This window comes from Lactiplantibacillus plantarum (assembly GCF_014131735.1).
Lineage (GTDB): Bacteria > Bacillota > Bacilli > Lactobacillales > Lactobacillaceae > Lactiplantibacillus > Lactiplantibacillus plantarum.
This window is the reverse complement of sequence record NZ_CP039121.1, coordinates 2,732,179-2,749,595: the sequence shown is the minus strand read 5'-3', so window position 1 is coordinate 2,749,595 and position 17,417 is coordinate 2,732,179. Positions and strand designations below refer to the sequence as shown.

At 46.5% G+C, this 17,417-nt stretch carries 14 protein-coding genes; 11 read left to right on the top strand and 3 right to left on the bottom strand.

All coding sequences use genetic code 11. The features are described from left to right. Window positions 1-49: 49 nt before the first annotated feature. Complete coding sequence (locus tag E5260_RS12970; protein WP_003640893.1) at window positions 50-1,156, bottom strand: SLC13 family permease; 1,107 nt, start codon at window positions 1,154-1,156, stop codon at window positions 50-52. Window positions 1,157-1,348: 192 nt separating this feature from the next. Beyond that, window positions 1,349-2,170, bottom strand: a complete 822-nt coding sequence (gene pnuC, locus E5260_RS12965; RefSeq protein ID WP_003640894.1) for a nicotinamide riboside transporter PnuC — start codon at window positions 2,168-2,170, stop codon at window positions 1,349-1,351. 360 nt (window positions 2,171-2,530) lie between these two features. On the opposite strand from pnuC, the gene proC reads away from it, so the two are divergent. The 3 genes from proC (at window position 2,531) to E5260_RS12950 (ending at window position 5,262) form a co-directional block, all read left to right on the top strand. Beyond that, complete coding sequence (gene proC, locus E5260_RS12960) at window positions 2,531-3,322, top strand: pyrroline-5-carboxylate reductase (protein ID WP_003640895.1); 792 nt, start codon at window positions 2,531-2,533, stop codon at window positions 3,320-3,322. 78 nt (window positions 3,323-3,400) lie between these two features. Beyond that, on the top strand, window positions 3,401-4,537 hold the full coding sequence (gene nagA, locus E5260_RS12955) for an N-acetylglucosamine-6-phosphate deacetylase (RefSeq protein ID WP_024971570.1): 1,137 nt from the start codon (window positions 3,401-3,403) through the stop codon (window positions 4,535-4,537). A gap of 23 nt (window positions 4,538-4,560) precedes the next feature. After that, window positions 4,561-5,262 carry a GntR family transcriptional regulator gene (locus E5260_RS12950; RefSeq protein WP_003640897.1) on the top strand — a complete coding sequence of 234 codons (702 nt, stop codon included), beginning with the start codon at window positions 4,561-4,563 and terminating at the stop codon, window positions 5,260-5,262. 169 nt (window positions 5,263-5,431) lie between these two features. Here E5260_RS12950 and E5260_RS12945 read toward each other — a convergent pair whose 3' ends face one another. Further along, window positions 5,432-6,169 (bottom strand): WecB/TagA/CpsF family glycosyltransferase, encoded by a 738-nt coding sequence (locus tag E5260_RS12945; RefSeq protein ID WP_003640898.1) that lies wholly within the window; start codon window positions 6,167-6,169, stop codon window positions 5,432-5,434. 156 nt (window positions 6,170-6,325) lie between these two features. On the opposite strand from E5260_RS12945, the gene E5260_RS12940 reads away from it, so the two are divergent. The 8 genes from E5260_RS12940 (at window position 6,326) to thrB (ending at window position 17,377) form a co-directional block, all read left to right on the top strand. Then, complete coding sequence (locus E5260_RS12940) at window positions 6,326-7,804, top strand: nicotinate phosphoribosyltransferase (protein ID WP_003640899.1); 1,479 nt, start codon at window positions 6,326-6,328, stop codon at window positions 7,802-7,804. Further along, entirely contained in the window at window positions 7,804-8,631 is an 828-nt protein-coding gene (nadE, locus tag E5260_RS12935) for an ammonia-dependent NAD(+) synthetase (protein WP_003640900.1), read from the top strand. The genes E5260_RS12940 and nadE overlap by 1 nt, the downstream gene beginning before the upstream one ends. A gap of 455 nt (window positions 8,632-9,086) precedes the next feature. Continuing rightward, window positions 9,087-11,741, top strand: coding sequence for a cation-translocating P-type ATPase (locus E5260_RS12930; protein WP_003643866.1), 2,655 nt, complete (start codon window positions 9,087-9,089; stop codon window positions 11,739-11,741). A 54-nt stretch (window positions 11,742-11,795) separates the two neighbouring features. Further along, the gene (locus tag E5260_RS12925) at window positions 11,796-12,230 is read left to right on the top strand and encodes a hypothetical protein (protein ID WP_003640902.1); all 435 of its coding nucleotides are present in this window, start codon (window positions 11,796-11,798) and stop codon (window positions 12,228-12,230) included. 293 nt (window positions 12,231-12,523) lie between these two features. Beyond that, window positions 12,524-14,695: a Tex family protein gene (locus tag E5260_RS12920; protein ID WP_003640903.1), complete on the top strand. Its 2,172-nt coding sequence runs from the start codon at window positions 12,524-12,526 to the stop codon at window positions 14,693-14,695. After that, window positions 14,695-15,141, top strand: a complete 447-nt coding sequence (locus tag E5260_RS12915) for a SprT family protein (RefSeq protein WP_003640904.1) — start codon at window positions 14,695-14,697, stop codon at window positions 15,139-15,141. The genes E5260_RS12920 and E5260_RS12915 overlap by 1 nt, the downstream gene beginning before the upstream one ends. Before the next feature lie 65 nt (window positions 15,142-15,206). Continuing rightward, window positions 15,207-16,493, top strand: coding sequence for a homoserine dehydrogenase (locus E5260_RS12910; RefSeq protein ID WP_003640905.1), 1,287 nt, complete (start codon window positions 15,207-15,209; stop codon window positions 16,491-16,493). Between the two features lie 8 nt (window positions 16,494-16,501). Beyond that, window positions 16,502-17,377, top strand: a complete 876-nt coding sequence (gene thrB / locus E5260_RS12905; protein ID WP_003640906.1) for a homoserine kinase — start codon at window positions 16,502-16,504, stop codon at window positions 17,375-17,377. The last annotated feature ends 40 nt before the right edge of the window (window positions 17,378-17,417 follow it).

Here is a 17,417-nt window from a genome sequence, read left to right as displayed (position 1 = left end):
GTTGATTGGTTTGCAAGTTCTCACTGAATCGTTACTCAGCGTAACTGAATTATAGGTGTAAATAGAACCAGCCACCAAGGCCTAAAATGAACAGGCCAAGTCCATTGAGGGCCGTAAACACGATCAAAAAATGGTGGAGTGGTTGTTCATCATTGAAGGGCAACAATTGTTTTAAGGCAAGCAGATTTGCTAGTGAGGCCACCAATGACCCCAGACCGCCGATGTTGACGCCTAAAAATAGCGCTGATAAATGGGGCGTGAAATTCGCTAGTAAGATGGCGGCTGGAACATTGCTGATGACTTGGCTAGTAATTAGTCCAGTAATATAGACACTGGGGGCTGTCTGAGTTAATTGGTTGAGCCAATGCGTTATTGCGGGATTATGACTGATGGCGCTAACGAAGATGAAGAAGCAGATAAAGGTTAAGAGTAGTGCGTAATCAACGTACTGAAAGACGCGTCGGTTAATCATGAGGCCTACGACAATCGTTCCGATAATAACTAGTGAAATGGGCACCAAATTAAAAATGCCAAGCATAATGAAACTGAGCAGGCCGCCCGCAAGCCCGATTTGACTGCGAGAAATGGGCGTAGATTTGGTTGGTGTTACAGTTAGCGGCAACCGAGGTAACCGCCGGCTTAAGGCAACTAATAAAGCTAGACTAGCAAGCATTAACGGAGTCGACAATTTAAAAAACGTGAATAGATTAACGTGATAGAACGTGACCAAAAATAAATTTTGGGGATTGCCAATGGGCGTAAACGCGCTACCAAGATTGGCTGCCATGATAATTAAAGTCGTTGGGTAGGCAATGGCCAGGTGCTGCCGCCGGGCGAGTGTGAGAAAGATTGGAATTAACGTTAGGATCGCAACGTCGTTAGTTAAAATCATTGAGCCACCAAAGGCCAGTAAGATGAATAATTGACACATTTGACGGGTATCGTGTGATTTAACTAAGAGCCAGTCCCTTAAAGTATCAAGCAAATGCATCGCGCGAAGTAATTGAACACTGATCATGAGTGCAAATAAGGTGCCAATCGTAGCCCAATTAATTGCCGTCAGTTGGGGTGTCCCGATGAACAAACTTAAACCAGCACAAATTAATGCAATAATAAAGATTTTATCGTGAAGTGTGCGACGAACGACTGTCACCATGGTAAACGTCCCCCTCAATAGTCAGTTAATTAGTTCTAACTTAAACAAACTCGTCGCTAAATGTAAACTGATAGACATTTTTCAGATAAGGATGTAGCCACCCGAACGGTAACCCAAATAAAAAATCGCTTCAAAGTTATGTGTTTAACTTTGAAGCGATTAGTGCTTGGTTTTGATTGCCAGTTAGCTTGCTTAATGTGTATCTAGTTTATCTTGCTGAGTGTTTTGACCGAAGAACCACAAGTAGGCACCATATAACGCGTTAGCGAGCATCACTAGTTGCAATGCTAACATTGAGGCGGCTGCAGGACTGAAGCCTTTTAATTGGTTGAACCAGATAATAACGTTAATCACGTCGAGTGTGATCCACGCAACCCATTGGGAACGATAACCGTTGACCATGAGGACACTACCGACAATCCCAAGTGGTAACAGGGTCGCGTCCAGGTAGATTTGGTTACCGTTAAGTTGTTTACTAAAGTGTAAGACAATGGCGTAGACGAGTACGGCTAACGCGAACCAGGCACAACCGGCTAATTTGCTCAATTTACGACCAGTCAGTTCGCTGGCATCGGGTTGCGCTGCCATTTTACGATGCCAGACGGTGATGCCGACAAATTGCATGATAAGGTAAAATGATTGCGACGCAATGTCACCAATCAGCCGATTGGTGATGGCCGTAGTAAGCCAAGCCGCACAGGCAATAATGCCCCAACTATAGTTCGTCAGTCGCCCTTGATCAACCAGAATTAAGTTAATCACGACCGTAATCCCGGTCAATAGGCCAATCCAGCCATGTAGGCTGTAATCGCGACCCAGAATAAAACCAATGATGGTTACGATTAGCATCGTGCTCATCATCAACTTAGTGGTGCGGCGAAGCGTCTTTAATTCATTAAGTCCCCGTTGCCAGCTGAAGACGGCGCGCATGGCCGTGGGCAGACTAGTGATGTCTTGCTGGCATTGTTGCAGCAGGGTTGATAAGGTGAGTCGGAAATGGTTGTTCTGGTTCATAGTGAAACACTCCTTAGTTGTTTTTAGACAGCCGTGTTCGGAAGCAACGCTGTGTTTGATTGCTGTTTACATTAGCTTGTTCAAGCAGACCTGTCAACGAGCTTCGCACATATTGAAGGCCGATTATTAATAGATTAATCAATTGGTTTCAGTATTGATAAGCAATCACCTTAATAGAGTGGCTCGTGATATTTATTTGTTGATAGTGAAAGTTGAGCTGAAAGAAGTGATTAATTACCCACAGTTTCACAAATATTGGTATAGTAGAAGAGTAAGCGGGAATGTCTGTTTAATCCTGCCTAGCCGTTAATCGGTTAGTGGTTAATGATATAAATTATAAGTCAGAGGAGCGTTTTACGGATGAAAATCGGATTCATTGGTGCCGGTAACATGGGCCGCGCGATTATTGATGGGTGGTTAAAACAACAAGCGGTCGTCCCAGCAGATATTTATATTCACAGTGCCCATGCTGCGAGTTATCAACCTTATGCGCAAAAAAATGGGCTACAGGCCTGTGACACTAATTTGGCCGTGGCACAAGCTGCTGACGTTATCGTTTTGGCAGTTAAGCCGAACATTGCGTTGGCCGCATTAAAAGAAGTTCAAGCAGCTTTAACGGGCAAGTGGGTTATTACAATGGTATCAGGATTGAGTTTGGCCGATTATGCCACGGTTGTCCCTGATCTCCCCGTTCTGAGAATCATGCCGAATGTGAACGTGGCGATTGGTGCCGGGATGACGGCGTTGGTTGGTAATGATGCCTTAACACCAGAGCAATATGCGGCTGGGCAACAATTATTCGATGCGATTGGTGCCACGAGTGCCATCGCTGAGAAAGATTTTCCAACTTTTTCAGCCTTAGCAGGTAGTTCGCCGGCCTACATCTATTTCTTTATTGACGCGATGGCCCGCGCAGGCGTCAAGCACGGTTTGAGCAAGGATGCAGCGACTAAGATTGCGGCGCAGGCCACGCTGGGCAGTGCGCAGAATGTTTTAGCTTCTGATAAAATTCCGTTTGACCTGATCGATCAAGTTTCTTCACCTGGTGGCACGACGGTTGCTGGATTACTGGCCATGGAAGAGGCCGGCTTTATGACCGCAGTGGTGAAGGGAATTGATGCGACGATTGCGAAGGAACTTGGCGAATCTTAAATTACTTGGTGCTGGTGGTTGCAAGTTTGGTCTATACCGATTATAATTAAACCAGATAAATCCAAGGAGGAATTGTTCATGAGCAAAGTGTTAAAACATGCCATCATTTATACTGGTCTAGAAAAGATCGATGACGGCTACATTCGTTTCGGTAAGGAAATTGAAGCGGTTGGTCCAATGGATGACTACGTGGCCCAACCCGATGATGATATCGAATTTGTGAGTGGCAAAACGATTGTACCGGGCTTCATTGATGTTCATAGCCATGGTGGTTATAGTTTTGATTCAATGGACGGGAATCCAGCTGAAATTAACGAAATGGTTAATGATATGGTTGCCCGCGAAGGTATTACGTCATACTTCTGTACGACCATGACGCAATCCAACGAAAACTTAGATCATTCGATGGCCGGTATTAACAAGGCCGCCGATGAAAATCCGGTTATCCAAGGGGTTCATTTGGAAGGCCCATTCATTTCGGCGACGTTTAAGGGTGCCCAACCTGAAAAGTACATTAAGAATCCTAACGTTGACTTATTAGACAACTGGAACAGGTTGTCGGGTGGTCGGGTTAAGTTGATTACTTACGCGCCGGAAGATCCTGGTTCGCGTGAATTTGAAAAGTACTGCTTGGAAAATGGCATTGTGCCTTCAGTGGGCCACAGTAACGCGACTCGTGAACAATTATTAGCAAGTAAAGCAACTCACGTGACGCATTTATACAACGCGCAACGTGAATTCAAGCACCGTGAACCAGGTGTTACTGGTCATGCCATGCTTGAAAACAACATGTACTGTGAATTGATCTGTGATGGGTTCCATATCGTGCCTGACATGATCAAGCTCGCTTACGAACAAAAGGGCGTTGACCGGATCGAATTGGTGACTGATTCAATGCGTGCCAAGGGTGAACCCGACGGTATCAGTGAATTAGGTGGTCAAAAAGTGATTGTTAAGGATGGTCAAGCACGTCTTGAAGAAGGTAACTTGGCTGGTTCTGTCCTGACATTCATTAATGCCTTCAAGAATATTCAGAAGTTCACCGGTTGCGGCATTGCTGAAGCGGTTAAGATGGCTTCTGTCAACCAAGCACGTGAATTTGGGTTGACTAAGAAAGGAACATTGGAAGCCGGTAAAGATGCTGATATCAACATCTTAGATGGCAATCAAGATTTAGTCGCAACATATAGCTACGGTAAAAAAGCAGCTAAATAAATTAGAAGTAAGGGATGAGTACCATGAGTTCGCCAATTTATATTCAAATCCACAACCAAATTAAGCAGGCGATTGAAGCAGGTCGGTGGGCCGTTGGTGACCGGATTCCGTCTGAACGGGAGCTGGCTACACAGTTCGATGTTAGTCGGATGACCCTTCGACAAGCAATCCAGACATTGGTTGACGAAGGAATATTAGAGCGGCGAGTCGGTGCCGGCACGTTTGTCGCGAATCAGAAGGTCCAAGAAAAAATGTCCGGTGTCACCAGTTTTACTGATCTAATGCTGGCCCAGGGTAAGGTCCCATCAAGTAAGACGATTTCATATCACGTGACGAGCCCGTCGCTATCTGAGAGCGAAAAGTTGGCGTTAGGCGCCAACGAACAAGTTCTACGGATGGAACGAATTCGCTATGGTGATGATGTGCCAATTTGTTTTGAGGTCGCAACAGTTCCAGAACGACTCGTCAAGCAGTTCACCAAGGACGAAATTACGAGTTCGTTGTATCGGACGTTGGAAGAAAAGGCAAGTTTAGTGCCTGGTAAGGCTCAACAGACGGTTTCGGCGATGTCTGCTTCTGAGCGTATCGCAGAATACTTGTCAGTCCGGCGTGGCGATGCGTTGCTACGGTTACGGCAGATTTCGTATTTGCAAACCGGCGAACCGTTTGAATACGTGCGGACCCAGTACGTTGGTAACCGGTTTGAGTTTTATCTTGAAAAATAACCAGTCAGTCGGGTGCTGGGCACCTGATTAGAGTGGTGATACCAAAAATAGCTCACCTAGGATGTTATTCTAGGTGAGCTATTTTTGGATTTATGACTGAAGACTGGGTACACGCACAAAAGCAATTGTCATCGTAACGCAGTGGCTTATAACTGGTAATGATTGCCAGTTAATGGGCTTGCTGGCGCGCTATTTTTTTAACTAACCGCAAGTAGCGGGGTAACACGAGCATCCGCTTGAAACGACTTGGTTCTTGAATCAGACGGTAGAGCCATTCAACGTGGTGTTTTTGCCAAAATAACGGCGCCCGCTTAACCGCGCCTGCAATTACGTCGAAGCTACCCCCGACACCCATCCAGAGCGCATCGAGGCGTTGGCGGTGTTCGGCGATGAAAAATTCCTGCTTAGGAAAACCAGTGGCTACGAAGACCATATCGGGTTGCGCGGCCACGATTTGGTCGACAATGGTTTGTTCGTCGTCATAATAGCCATCACGGGCACCCGCGACAACGATGCCGGGATAATCTCGTTGAACGATCGTGGTCACTTGCTTTAACACGGCCGGCTTGGCACCTAACAAAAAGATCCGTTGGTGCTGTTGGCTACCCCATTCTAGTAGTGTTAAAAGGGTGTCATAGCCGGTGATCCGTTCGGGGAGTGGTGTGCCAAGAATCTGGGCCCCCTGAATGACGCCAATGCCGTCTGGCGTGATATAGTCCGCTTGTGTTAACACCTGTTGGTAATCGGGGTGTTCACGAGCGTACATTAAGATCTCGGGGTTAGCGGTCACCACAAAGCGATTGTGATGCGCGAGAATATCGGTTTGAAGTTGCTGAACAAAACCAGCGTTAGTTGTCTTGATAAACGGCACGTTTAAGATGTTAACCGTGTCAAAAGGGACTGACATAAGCGACCTCACTTTCTAATCATAATTAAAGTATAGGTAAATCAAGGAATTCTGCAACTTTTTGGATGCTTAAGCGCATTCTTTTATAAAAAATGCTAAAATAAGCTTAACTTACTGTAAACACGGTTATTACCTACGAAATGGAGAATTATACTCATGACGCAAATCTATCCGGATGATAGTTTTACCTTGCATACGGATGCTTATCAAATTAATATGATCCAAACCTACTGGGAACAAGGTATTCACAACAAACATGCGGTGTTTGAAGTGTTCTTTCGTAAGATGCCGTTCCAAAATGGGTACGCGGTATTTGCGGGTCTGGAACGAGTTGTTAATTATATCAATCATTTACATTTTACGGCAACTGACATCGCGTATTTACGTGAACTGGGTGGCTACTCAGACGGTTTTCTAGATTATTTAGCGAATTTCAAATTTGATGCGACGATTCGTGCGGTTCGTGAAGGGGACTTGGTCTTTAATAATGAACCGTTGTTACAAGTCGAAGGACCACTGGCCACTTGTCAGTTAATTGAAACGGCACTACTCAATATTATCAATTATCAAACGCTGATTGCGACTAAAGCGGCGCGCATTAAATCGGTTGTCGGTGAAGATGGCTTACTAGAATTCGGTACTCGGCGGGCGCAGGAGTTTGATGCGGCCATCTGGGGAACCCGGGCGGCTTATATTGGTGGCTTTGACGCGACGAGTAACGTGCGGGCTGGCAAAATTTTTGGTATTCCGATTAGCGGGACCCATGCGCATGCGCTCGTGCAGACTTATCGAAACGATTATCAAGCTTTCAAGGCCTATGCGGAGACCCATCATGACTGTGTCTTTCTAGTGGATACGTATGATACGTTACGTAGCGGGGTGCCGAGTGCGATTCGAGTGGCTAAGGAAATGGGTGATAAAATCAATTTCCAAGGGGTTCGTATCGATAGTGGCGATATGGCTTACTTATCAAAACGCGTGCGTGAACAGCTAGACGAAGCTGGTTTTCCGGATGCCAAGATTTATGCGTCAAATGATTTGGACGAAAAAACGATCCAAAACTTGAAGATGCAAGGTGCAAAAATTAGTGTCTGGGGTGTTGGGACGAAGCTAATCACGGCCTTTGACCAACCCGCGTTAGGGGCCGTATACAAGATGGTTTCGATCGAGAATGATCATCATCAGATGGTTGATACGATCAAACTTTCAAATAACGCGGAAAAGGTCTCAACGCCTGGTCAAAAACAAGTTTGGCGGATTACGAAGCGTGCGGATGGCAAGTCGGAAGGTGACTATGTGACGTTGTACGATGAAGATCCGCGCAACGAAGAATCAATTTACATGTTCCATCCAAGCTATACGTATATTAATAAGACGGTCAGTGACTTTGATGCGCGACCACTATTGGTTCCCATCTATGACCGCGGTCAACAAGTTTATACTTTACCAACGTTAGATGAAATCAAGGAGTATTCATTTGAAAGTCTAGATGCACTTTGGGACGAATACAAACGGGATTTAAACCCTCAGGATTACCCGGTCGACTTGTCACAAAAACTTTATGATCATAAAATGAATATTATTAACACGGTCAGAGACCACGTTAACCATAAAGATGAGGAGGAAGCTTACTAATGCGGCCATTACAAGCTGAGATTATTAAAGCGTTACACGTTGCACCAACGATTGATCCAGAAGTTGAGATTCGTCGAAGTATTGATTTTTTGAAGGCTTATTTAACTAAAAATACCTTTTTGAAGACCTATGTGCTTGGCATCTCTGGCGGTCAAGATTCCACGTTAGCTGGAAAATTGACGGAGATGGCCATTACCGAAATGCGGCAGGAAACGGGTGATGATCGCTATCAATTCATCGCAGTCCGGTTACCATATGGCAATCAAGCGGATGAAGCGGATGCGATGGCAGCGATTGATTTTATGCAAGCCGACGTGACGGATCGGGTGGATATTCAACCGGCTACGGATGCCATGGTAACTGCATTGGAAGCTAACCAATTGACGATTCATGATTTCAACAAGGGCAATATTAAAGCGCGCCAACGCATGATCGTGCAATATGGGATTGCCGGTGAAATGCACGGTGCTGTCGTGGGAACCGACCATGCAGCCGAAGCTGTTACTGGTTTTTATACCAAGTACGGTGACGGTGGTGCGGATATTGTGCCACTATGGCGATTGAACAAGCGTCAAGGTAAACAAATGCTGGCCGCTTTAGATGCGCCCAAGCATTTGTATGACAAAGTCCCGACCGCTGACTTGGAAGAAGATCGGCCAGCATTACCTGATGAAGTCGCGTTAGGTGTTCGTTACGACGACATCGACGATTACTTGGAAGGCCGGACGGTCAGCGATGCTGCGGCCGAAAAGATTGAGGCGTGGTACTTAAAGACTGCCCACAAACGCCACGCGGCCATCACTGTGTTTGATGATTTTTGGAAATAAGCTAGTTAGCTGATAATCGATCAGGATTACGGCTAACCTAATTAAAAAGGCGACTTGAAGATTATTCAGCTTCAGGTCGCCTTTTTGCATAGTCACATAATTTTATGGTGACTACCGTAATATTGGTGGGATTGGTGGAAAAGCGGTAGAATGGTTTAAAATATGTAAACGCTTAATGTGAGAATATCCAAGTGCTGTGGCGAATGCAGAGGTAGTCAAAGCGATTATTTTGCTAGACAGCTCCCATGGAATCTGGTATTCTTACGATACAATCATAAGGGAGTAACTAGCAGAAATATTCTGCGGCAATATCGTCAGCAAGAAGCCAATCCGGTATTGTCTTAAATAGTGAGACTTATGTATGTTCACACAATTTTGCGTGCATACATGAGTCTCATTTTCTATCTGGAAATCAGTTAGGGAGTGGGGCTCGGATGCCAGAAAAGGAGCTTACGATGAGTACAAAACCAAAGTATCAACAAGCGTTATCCGCCGTTTATGAGGAACTAGGCACTGATGAACACGGCTTACAGCAAAGTGCTGCGACGCAACGGTTAGAACAATATGGGCCGAATGCGTTGAATCAGCAAAAAGCGACTTCCTTGTTGCAAAAATTTATTGCGCAGTTCAAGGATTTCATGATTATCGTCCTGTTAGTGGCCGCCTTGATTGCCGCCTTTACTGGGGAAGCCGTCGATGCCGTTATCATCTTATTGGTGGTGGTATTAAATGCGATTTTCGGTGTCTTCCAGGAATCGAAAGCGGAAGAGGCCATCAACGCGTTGAAGGAAATGTCAGCGCCGGACGCGACTGTTTTACGGGATGGTCAGCTGCAAACGGTCAAGAGTGACGCGTTGGTTCCTGGGGATGTTGTGTCGCTAGAAGCCGGGGATATCGTTCCCGCGGATTTACGATTAATTGAGAGTGCGTCATTGAAGGTTGAAGAATCGGCGCTGACGGGTGAATCTGTCCCAGTTGAGAAGCAGGCGGAGATGATTGCCGATGGGGAATTACCAATCGGGGACCGGTTAAACATGGCGTACATGAATAGTAACGTGACGTATGGTCGGGCCACTGGGATTGTGGTGGCGACTGGGATGCAGACTGAAGTAGGTCGAATTGCCGGCATGATTGAAGCGGCCGATGAGACGACCACACCACTGCAAGCGAACTTGACACAGTTAGGTAAGTCGCTGACGATTTTAATCTTAGTTATTGCCGCAGTGGTATTTGGTATCGGAATGTTGCGCGGTCAAGAGAGTTTGATCAACATGTTATTGACGGCGATTTCGTTAGCCGTAGCCGCAATTCCAGAAGGGTTGCCGGCAATCGTTACGATCACGTTAGCGTTAGGAACCCAGCGGATGGCCAAACGGCATGCGTTAGTACGAAAATTACCCGCAGTTGAAACGTTGGGAAGTACCGATATTATTGCCTCTGATAAGACCGGAACGTTGACGCAAAACAAAATGACCGTTGAAAAGTTGGTCGTCAACCAGGAACTGGTGGACGCGCGCGCTACTGAATTGCCGCTTGATAGCCATTTAGCGCAAGTGATGATTTTAAGTAATGATACGAAGATCATGCCGGATGGGTTAGCAGGTGACCCAACGGAAACAGCGTTGATTCAATATAATTTGGATCAGGGTTATCCAGTCGATCAGTTGTTGACGGACCGTCCCCGAGTGACAGAAGTCCCCTTTGATTCGGAACGTAAATTGATGTCGACGGTGCACCCCTTAGAAGATGGTCGCTTCTTAGTAGCCGTCAAGGGGGCTCCTGATGAATTACTTAAACGGGTCACTCAGATTGAAAGTAACGGTGACGTTCAGCCGTTAACCAAGACAAGCCGTGACCAGATTCTAACTGTTAATCATGAATTGGCAACGCAAGCCTTACGGGTCTTAGCATTTGCTTATAAAGTGATCACCACGGTTCCAACGACTGTTAATACGGAGACGTTAGAAAATGACCTGGTCTTTGCCGGGATGGTCGGCATGATTGATCCAGAACGGCCAGAAGTTGAACAAGCCGTTGCAGAAGCTAAATCAGCTGGAATTCGGCCGTTGATGATCACGGGTGACCACCGTGATACCGCCGAAGCAATTGCCGTCCGTCTTGGTATCATTAACGCTGGCGAAGATGACGCTGTGATTACTGGTGCCGAGTTAGATGCAATGAGTGATGCGGAATTCGGCAAAAAGGTCGGCGATTACTCGGTGTATGCCCGGGTGGCGCCTGAACACAAAGTTCGAATCGTGAACGCATGGCAAAAACGAGGCAAAGTTGTTGCTATGACTGGTGATGGGGTCAACGATGCGCCCGCCTTGAAGGCTGCTGATATCGGTATTGGTATGGGAATCACTGGGACGGAAGTTTCCAAGGGGGCTAGTGACATGGTCTTGGCTGATGATAACTTCGCCACGATCGTGGTTGCTGTCGAGGAAGGCCGAAAAGTGTTCGCCAATATTCAAAAGGCGATTCAGTACCTTTTGTCAGCGAACTTAGGGGAAGTCTTAACCTTGTTCGTGATGACGATGTTGGGCTGGCAAATCTTGGCACCAGTGCATATCTTATGGATTAATTTAGTGACCGATACCTTGCCAGCAATTGCCTTAGGCGTTGAACCAACTGAAAAGAACATTATGCAGCATAAACCGCGCGGGAGAAATTCTAATTTCTTCTCAGGTGGGGTCTTCAGCAGTATTATTTATCAAGGGCTACTGGAAGGTGGCATTACGTTGCTCGTGTACTGGTTAGCTTTGACGTATCCGGTTCACGCAACGGCCTCATTAGCTCATGCTGATGCGTTAACGATGGCTTTCGCGACCCTTGGCTTGATTCAGTTGTTCCACGCGTTTAATTCTAAATCCATTCATGAATCGTTGTTTACGGTCGGCTTGTTCCGAAACAAGTTCTTTAATTGGGCGATTCTAATTGCATTTGTGATGCTGGCGATGACAATCGTCGTTCCCGGTCTGAATGGGTTATTCCACGTGAGTCACTTGGATGCTTACCAATGGGGAATCGTGGCCTTAGCTTCCTTATCGATGGTCGTGATTGTTGAAATTGTTAAGTTCTTCCAACGTCGACACATGCGGCGCGCATAACCCATCCATTAGGGGTAAAATAAGGCTAACTAATTTAAAGAAAAGAGTTTGTACATGAAAAAAGCAACGATTCAAACGTATATGCCAGTACTGTCTAAAGTTATCGAAAGTACTGAAAAAATGGGGGAAGAATTAAACCCATCTTTTGAAAAACTACGTCAGGCCATTGATAATGACGCAGTTGCCAAAATGGTTCCAGCTGAATTCAATGATATTCAGATGGAATTTAGCGATGGTACTGAACAGTATCAACAAAATTTGGCACAGTTGAAAAAAGTTGCGGTACCCGCACGGTTAATGGGGCGGCACCGTAATTTGTTAGCAGCATACGAAGCCTACACGAATGCGTGTGCGGCCATGACGGCTAGCATGAACATCGACGATCAAACGATTGATGTGGCTGCTTTTAATCAGGCTGAAACGGATCAAGAGACTGAAATGGGCCGCGTTTCAAATAACGTGCAACGGATCATGAATACAGTCATGTAGGAGCGCTAATCTGGGTGATTGGATTTAGCACACTAATAAAACGCTCGGTAACGTTTATGCGTTGCCGAGCGTTTTATTGTTGGTTGCGGGGCAGCCAACTGTGCGGCCGCGCCGTGCTCGTTTAGCCTAATGGGCTGTTTTTTTCCAGCTCACAACCAATGTGTGAACAGTATCGGTAATGGCTTCGATTGGTAGTGACAGTCAACGACAATTTTCAGATGGTCATTCGGCGCGGAAACTTGGGTAAAACGCGTATAATATAATGTAATGAGATTAAAAGATTGGGTGAAATAATGGATAATCAGATTTTAACGTTAGTTAATCAAACGCTGACGAAGTTTAAACCGCAACAGATCAAAGCGGTTCTCGGACTCATGGACGAAGGCAACACCGTTCCGTTTATCGCACGGTATCGAAAGGAACGTACCGGTAACTTAGATGAAGTTGAAATTCGCGAAATTAAAGATAACTATGATCGGCTTGCGAGTCTAGAGAGTCGTAAGGCAGATGTGATGAAGTTGATCGCTGAACAAGATCACTTGACGCCGGCTTTAAAGCAAGCCATTGAAAAAGCTGACAAGTTGCAAGATGTCGAAGATTTGTACTTACCGTACAAACAGAAGCGACGTACGAAGGCAACGATTGCGAAAGATGCTGGACTGGAGCCGTTAGCAGCTTGGTTATTACGTTTTCCGGCAAGTGGTATTCAGGAACACGCGGCGCAGTTTGTGAACGAAGCGCAGGACATCACAGACGCGAATACCGCGTTAGCTGGAGCTCACGAAATCTTGGCTGAGGCCTTTGGTGATAATGCCGGTTTACGAAACTGGGTCCGGAATTATACGCGTGACCGGGGCTTACTAGTCGCAAAAGTGAAACCCAAGGGTAAAGCAGCCGATGAACAAGGTGTTTACCAACAGTATTATGATTTTAATAGTCCCATCAAGCAGATGGTACCGTACCGGGTACTGGCTATCAACCGTGGGGAAGCCGAAAAAGTATTGAAAGTCAGCATTGATGTTGATCGTGCTGGAATTGACCGGTATTGTCATTTTCGTTTTATTGGTCAGCACCACGGCCCAGCGATTGAACTAGTAGAAGCTGCTTATCAGGATGCCTACAAACGCTTTATTGGCCCGGCCATCGAACGTGAACTTCGCAACGAATTGAGTGCGGCTGCCAATGAACAGGCCATCAAAGTCTTTGGCGATAATTTGTACCACTTATTAATGCAGGCACCATTAAAAGGTCGCGTGGTATTAGGGTTCGACCCCGCTTACCGGACGGGGTGTAAATTAGCCGTGATGGATGCGAATGGTAAGTTCTTAGATAAGCTTGTGATTTATCCACACAAACCAGCCCCAACTGCCAAACGGGAAGCTGCTGCGGGTGAGTTTAAAGCCTTTTTAGAGAAGTATCATGTTGAAATGATTGCGATTGGTAACGGGACGGCTTCCCGCGAATCCGAGGAGTTTGTGGCACAGGTATTGAAGACTATGACCCGACCGGTTTATTATGTCATCGTTAACGAAGCCGGGGCTTCCGTGTACTCTGCTAGTGCTAAGGCGCGTGCTGAATTTCCTGAGCTACACGTTGAACAACGTAGTGCGATCAGTATCGGCCGGCGACTACAAGACCCACTGGCAGAATTGATCAAAATCGATCCGAAGTCAGTGGGAGTGGGGCAATACCAACACGATGTGCCCCAGAAGGAATTGACAACGCAGCTAGATACGGTGATTGAGACCGCGGTTAACCAAGTTGGGGTCAATTTGAATACCGCTAGTTCGGAGCTATTGACGCATATTTCGGGGCTATCCAGCACGATTGCCCAAAATGTGATTACTTATCGGGATGAAAATGGCGAATTCACGAGCCGACCACAATTGAAAAAAGTGCCGCGGTTGGGACCGAAAGCTTATGAACAAGCGGTCGGCTTCCTGCGAATCATTGACGGCAAGAATGTTTTTGATAACACGGATATTCATCCAGAAAGTTATCCCGCAGCCAAAGCGTTATTGGCAGCGGCTGGATTGAAGACGACGGACGTTGGGACGACTAAAGCCCAACAGTTGAATCAATTAGATTTAGCGCAACTTGCGACCAGCACCGGTGTCGGTGAACTGACCTTAAAGGATATTATTAGTAGTTTGCAAAAGCCCGGGCGTGATGTTCGTGATACGATGCCCGCACCGTTACTCCGGCAAGACGTTTTAAAGATGAGTGATCTAAAACCAGGGATGCAGTTGCAAGGAACCGTACGCAACGTGGTCGACTTTGGGGCGTTTGTGGATATTGGTGTCAAGCAAGATGGCCTCGTACATGTCTCCAAACTAACGGATAAGTTCTTGAAAGATCCGCGTCAGGCGGTGGCAGTTGGCGACATCGTAACGGTGTGGGTCGAAGAAGTTGATGAACAGCGGCAGCGCATCGCTTTGACGATGATTGCACCGGCTGAAGCATAATGACTGATTTAGAGTTACAGCAGCTCGTTGCGACCATTTCCATGCATGATTTTCACCGTCCGTTCCAGCACCGCGCTTATTTTAATGCTCGGTTACGAACGACGGGTGGTCGTTATCAGTTGGCCTCGCATGATATTGATATCAATCCGAAGATGCTGACTGATTTTGATGAGGCCACCTTGATTGGCGTCATCAAGCATGAATTGTGCCATTATCATTTACATTTGACTAAGCGGGGATATCGGCATCGTGATGCAGACTTTAAACGATTACTCGCGCAAGTGGGTGGCTCGCGCTATGCACCAGCGCCGAAGCAGGCGACGGCCCGGCCGTATCGGTATATTTATGAATGCCAACGGTGTGGCCGGCGGTATTACCGCAAGCGCCGCATGGACACTCGCCGCTATACGTGTGGTCGTTGTCAGGGGCCAATTAAATTAGTCTGAAAAGGTTTGCTAAAGTGGTACGCTTCCGATAGAATTAGCTTAACTATTGATATGGAGGGATTAAGATGGAAACGATTAAAATTGGTGTGGTCGGACTAGGCACAGTCGGGACCGGCGTTGTAAAAATGCTTCAAGCGCATCAGGAAAAGATTTCAGAAATTACCGGTCGTAAGTTGGAACTAGCCTGCGTAGTTGTCCACAACTTGAAAAAGCACGAACAAGTTGATTTGGGGGACGTTCAGATGACCGACCAAATCGCGACCCTGCTTGATGATCCGTCCATTCAAATTATGGTCGAAGTGATGGGTTCAATTCATCCGGCGAAGGAATATATTACGCAAGCCTTGCAAGCTGGCAAACACGTGGTGACGGCCAATAAGGACTTGATTGCGCAATATGGCCGGGAGTTGGTTCAGATTGCTCGTGAAAATCATCGCGACTTATTCTATGAAGCTAGTGTTGCTGGTGGGATTCCAATTTTACGGACGATTGATAATAGTTTCGCCGCTGACCGGATTCAACGGGTCATGGGAATCGTCAACGGGACCACTAATTACATCATGACGCAGATGCTGACTAAGCATTGGTCGTATGATCAAGCCTTGAGCTCAGCACAAGACTTGGGGTTTGCCGAAAGTGATCCCACTAATGATGTCGAAGGCCTTGATGCGGCGTTCAAGATGATTATTTTAACGCAGTTTGCCTTTGGGATGAGTCTTTCCCTCGACCACGTTCAAGTTCAGGGAATTACGAAAATCAGCCCAGAGGATATTGCGGAAGCTCATCAGCTTGGGTATACGATTAAATTACTCGGGATTGCGGAAGAAATTGACGATCGCATTGCGGTATCAGTCGGGCCTGTGCTCGTTTCTGATCAACATCCACTTGCCACGGTACAAAATGAGAATAATGCTGTAATGGTAACGGGAACGGCTGTGGGGAACACGATGTTTTACGGTCCCGGCGCTGGAGAACTCCCGACCGCCAACAGTGTGCTGAGTGATATTACAACGGTTGCGAAAAATATTGCGTTGAATACGACTGGTAACACGTTTAACTCTTATCGCCAGGAGACAGTCTTAGCAACGCCTGAAGATGTTGTGTATCCTCACTTTATTGCCTTGAAGATGCGTGATGTGCCGGGGATGATGATGAAATTGACGGCGATTATGACCCGCGCAGAAGTTTCATTTAGTCGAATCATTCAAAATCAATTAGGTGACGGCAACGCTCGTGTTGTGATCATTACCCATGCCATGAATGATCAACAGTTAGCAGATATCACTCGTGAAATCGGTGAACAAGAGAATATGCAACTATTAGCGAGTTATAAAGTTTTAAAGAATGCGTAGGTGAGGACATGTTAACGATTTCGGTTCCGGCGACTTCCGCTAATCTTGGTCCCGGTTTTGATTCAATCGGTCTGGCGCTGGACATGCAACTAACGCTACAAGTGTTGCAACCTAGTGACCATTGGCAGATTGACCATCCCTTTGGGGCGGATGTGCCGACGGATGAACGCAACTTAATTATTAAAACGGCGTTGCATTTGGTACCAGATTTACAACCACAGCATTTACAGATGGCTTCAAAAATCCCGTTAGCGCGCGGATTGGGTAGTAGCTCGACGGCCATCGTAGCCGGCTTAGTGCTGGCAAACGAATTGACCGGCGCAACGCGCTCTTCTGCTGAGCTACTGGAAGTTGCCACTCAACTGGAGGGTCATCCAGATAACGTTGCACCAGCCCTATTAGGAGGCTTGGTTGTGGCGACGAACACTGATGGACGCGTCCGTGCGGTGAAGTTACCGTTACCGATGCTTTTTGCAAGTGTCTACGTGCCTAACGAACCGCTATTGACGACCGCCAGTCGCCAAGCCTTGCCAACTGAATTGGCGTACCACCAAGCCGTTACTGGTAGTAGTGTGGCAAATACGTTAGTGGCTGCTCTAGCAACTCAAAATTGGGACGTGGCGTTACCGCTGCTAGAACAGGACCAGTTCCATGAACAGTATCGGGCTAAGTTAGTGCCGGCACTACAAACGGTTAGAGACCATGCCCATGCTCTGGGATTAACGGGGACTTATTTGAGTGGTGCTGGGCCGACGGTGATTACTTTGGGTGATTACGGTCAACTCGCTACGTTGCAGGCACAATTGAGCCAAGATACAACACTCACCGGCCAATTATTCTTATTGCCAATGGATGCAACTGGTGTAAAAGTACAAAAATCTTAAAATAAGCTTGTCAGACTCGCAAAATTTTGTTATGATATTT

What these genes read in the sequence shown, in the direction of transcription:
- E5260_RS12920 (WP_003640903.1), top strand. Translation starts at nt 12,524, where the DNA reads ATGGATAATCAGATTTTAACGTTAGTTAATCAAACGCTGACGAAGTTT.
- pnuC (WP_003640894.1), bottom strand. Translation starts at nt 2,170, where the DNA reads ATGAACCAGAACAACCATTTCCGACTCACCTTATCAACCCTGCTGCAA.
- proC (WP_003640895.1), top strand. Translation starts at nt 2,531, where the DNA reads ATGAAAATCGGATTCATTGGTGCCGGTAACATGGGCCGCGCGATTATT.
- nagA (WP_024971570.1), top strand. Translation starts at nt 3,401, where the DNA reads ATGAGCAAAGTGTTAAAACATGCCATCATTTATACTGGTCTAGAAAAG.
- E5260_RS12925 (WP_003640902.1), top strand. Translation starts at nt 11,796, where the DNA reads ATGAAAAAAGCAACGATTCAAACGTATATGCCAGTACTGTCTAAAGTT.
- E5260_RS12915 (WP_003640904.1), top strand. Translation starts at nt 14,695, where the DNA reads ATGACTGATTTAGAGTTACAGCAGCTCGTTGCGACCATTTCCATGCAT.
- E5260_RS12910 (WP_003640905.1), top strand. Translation starts at nt 15,207, where the DNA reads ATGGAAACGATTAAAATTGGTGTGGTCGGACTAGGCACAGTCGGGACC.
- E5260_RS12930 (WP_003643866.1), top strand. Translation starts at nt 9,087, where the DNA reads ATGAGTACAAAACCAAAGTATCAACAAGCGTTATCCGCCGTTTATGAG.
- nadE (WP_003640900.1), top strand. Translation starts at nt 7,804, where the DNA reads ATGCGGCCATTACAAGCTGAGATTATTAAAGCGTTACACGTTGCACCA.
- thrB (WP_003640906.1), top strand. Translation starts at nt 16,502, where the DNA reads ATGTTAACGATTTCGGTTCCGGCGACTTCCGCTAATCTTGGTCCCGGT.
- E5260_RS12940 (WP_003640899.1), top strand. Translation starts at nt 6,326, where the DNA reads ATGACGCAAATCTATCCGGATGATAGTTTTACCTTGCATACGGATGCT.
- E5260_RS12945 (WP_003640898.1), bottom strand. Translation starts at nt 6,169, where the DNA reads ATGTCAGTCCCTTTTGACACGGTTAACATCTTAAACGTGCCGTTTATC.
- E5260_RS12950 (WP_003640897.1), top strand. Translation starts at nt 4,561, where the DNA reads ATGAGTTCGCCAATTTATATTCAAATCCACAACCAAATTAAGCAGGCG.
- E5260_RS12970 (WP_003640893.1), bottom strand. Translation starts at nt 1,156, where the DNA reads ATGGTGACAGTCGTTCGTCGCACACTTCACGATAAAATCTTTATTATT.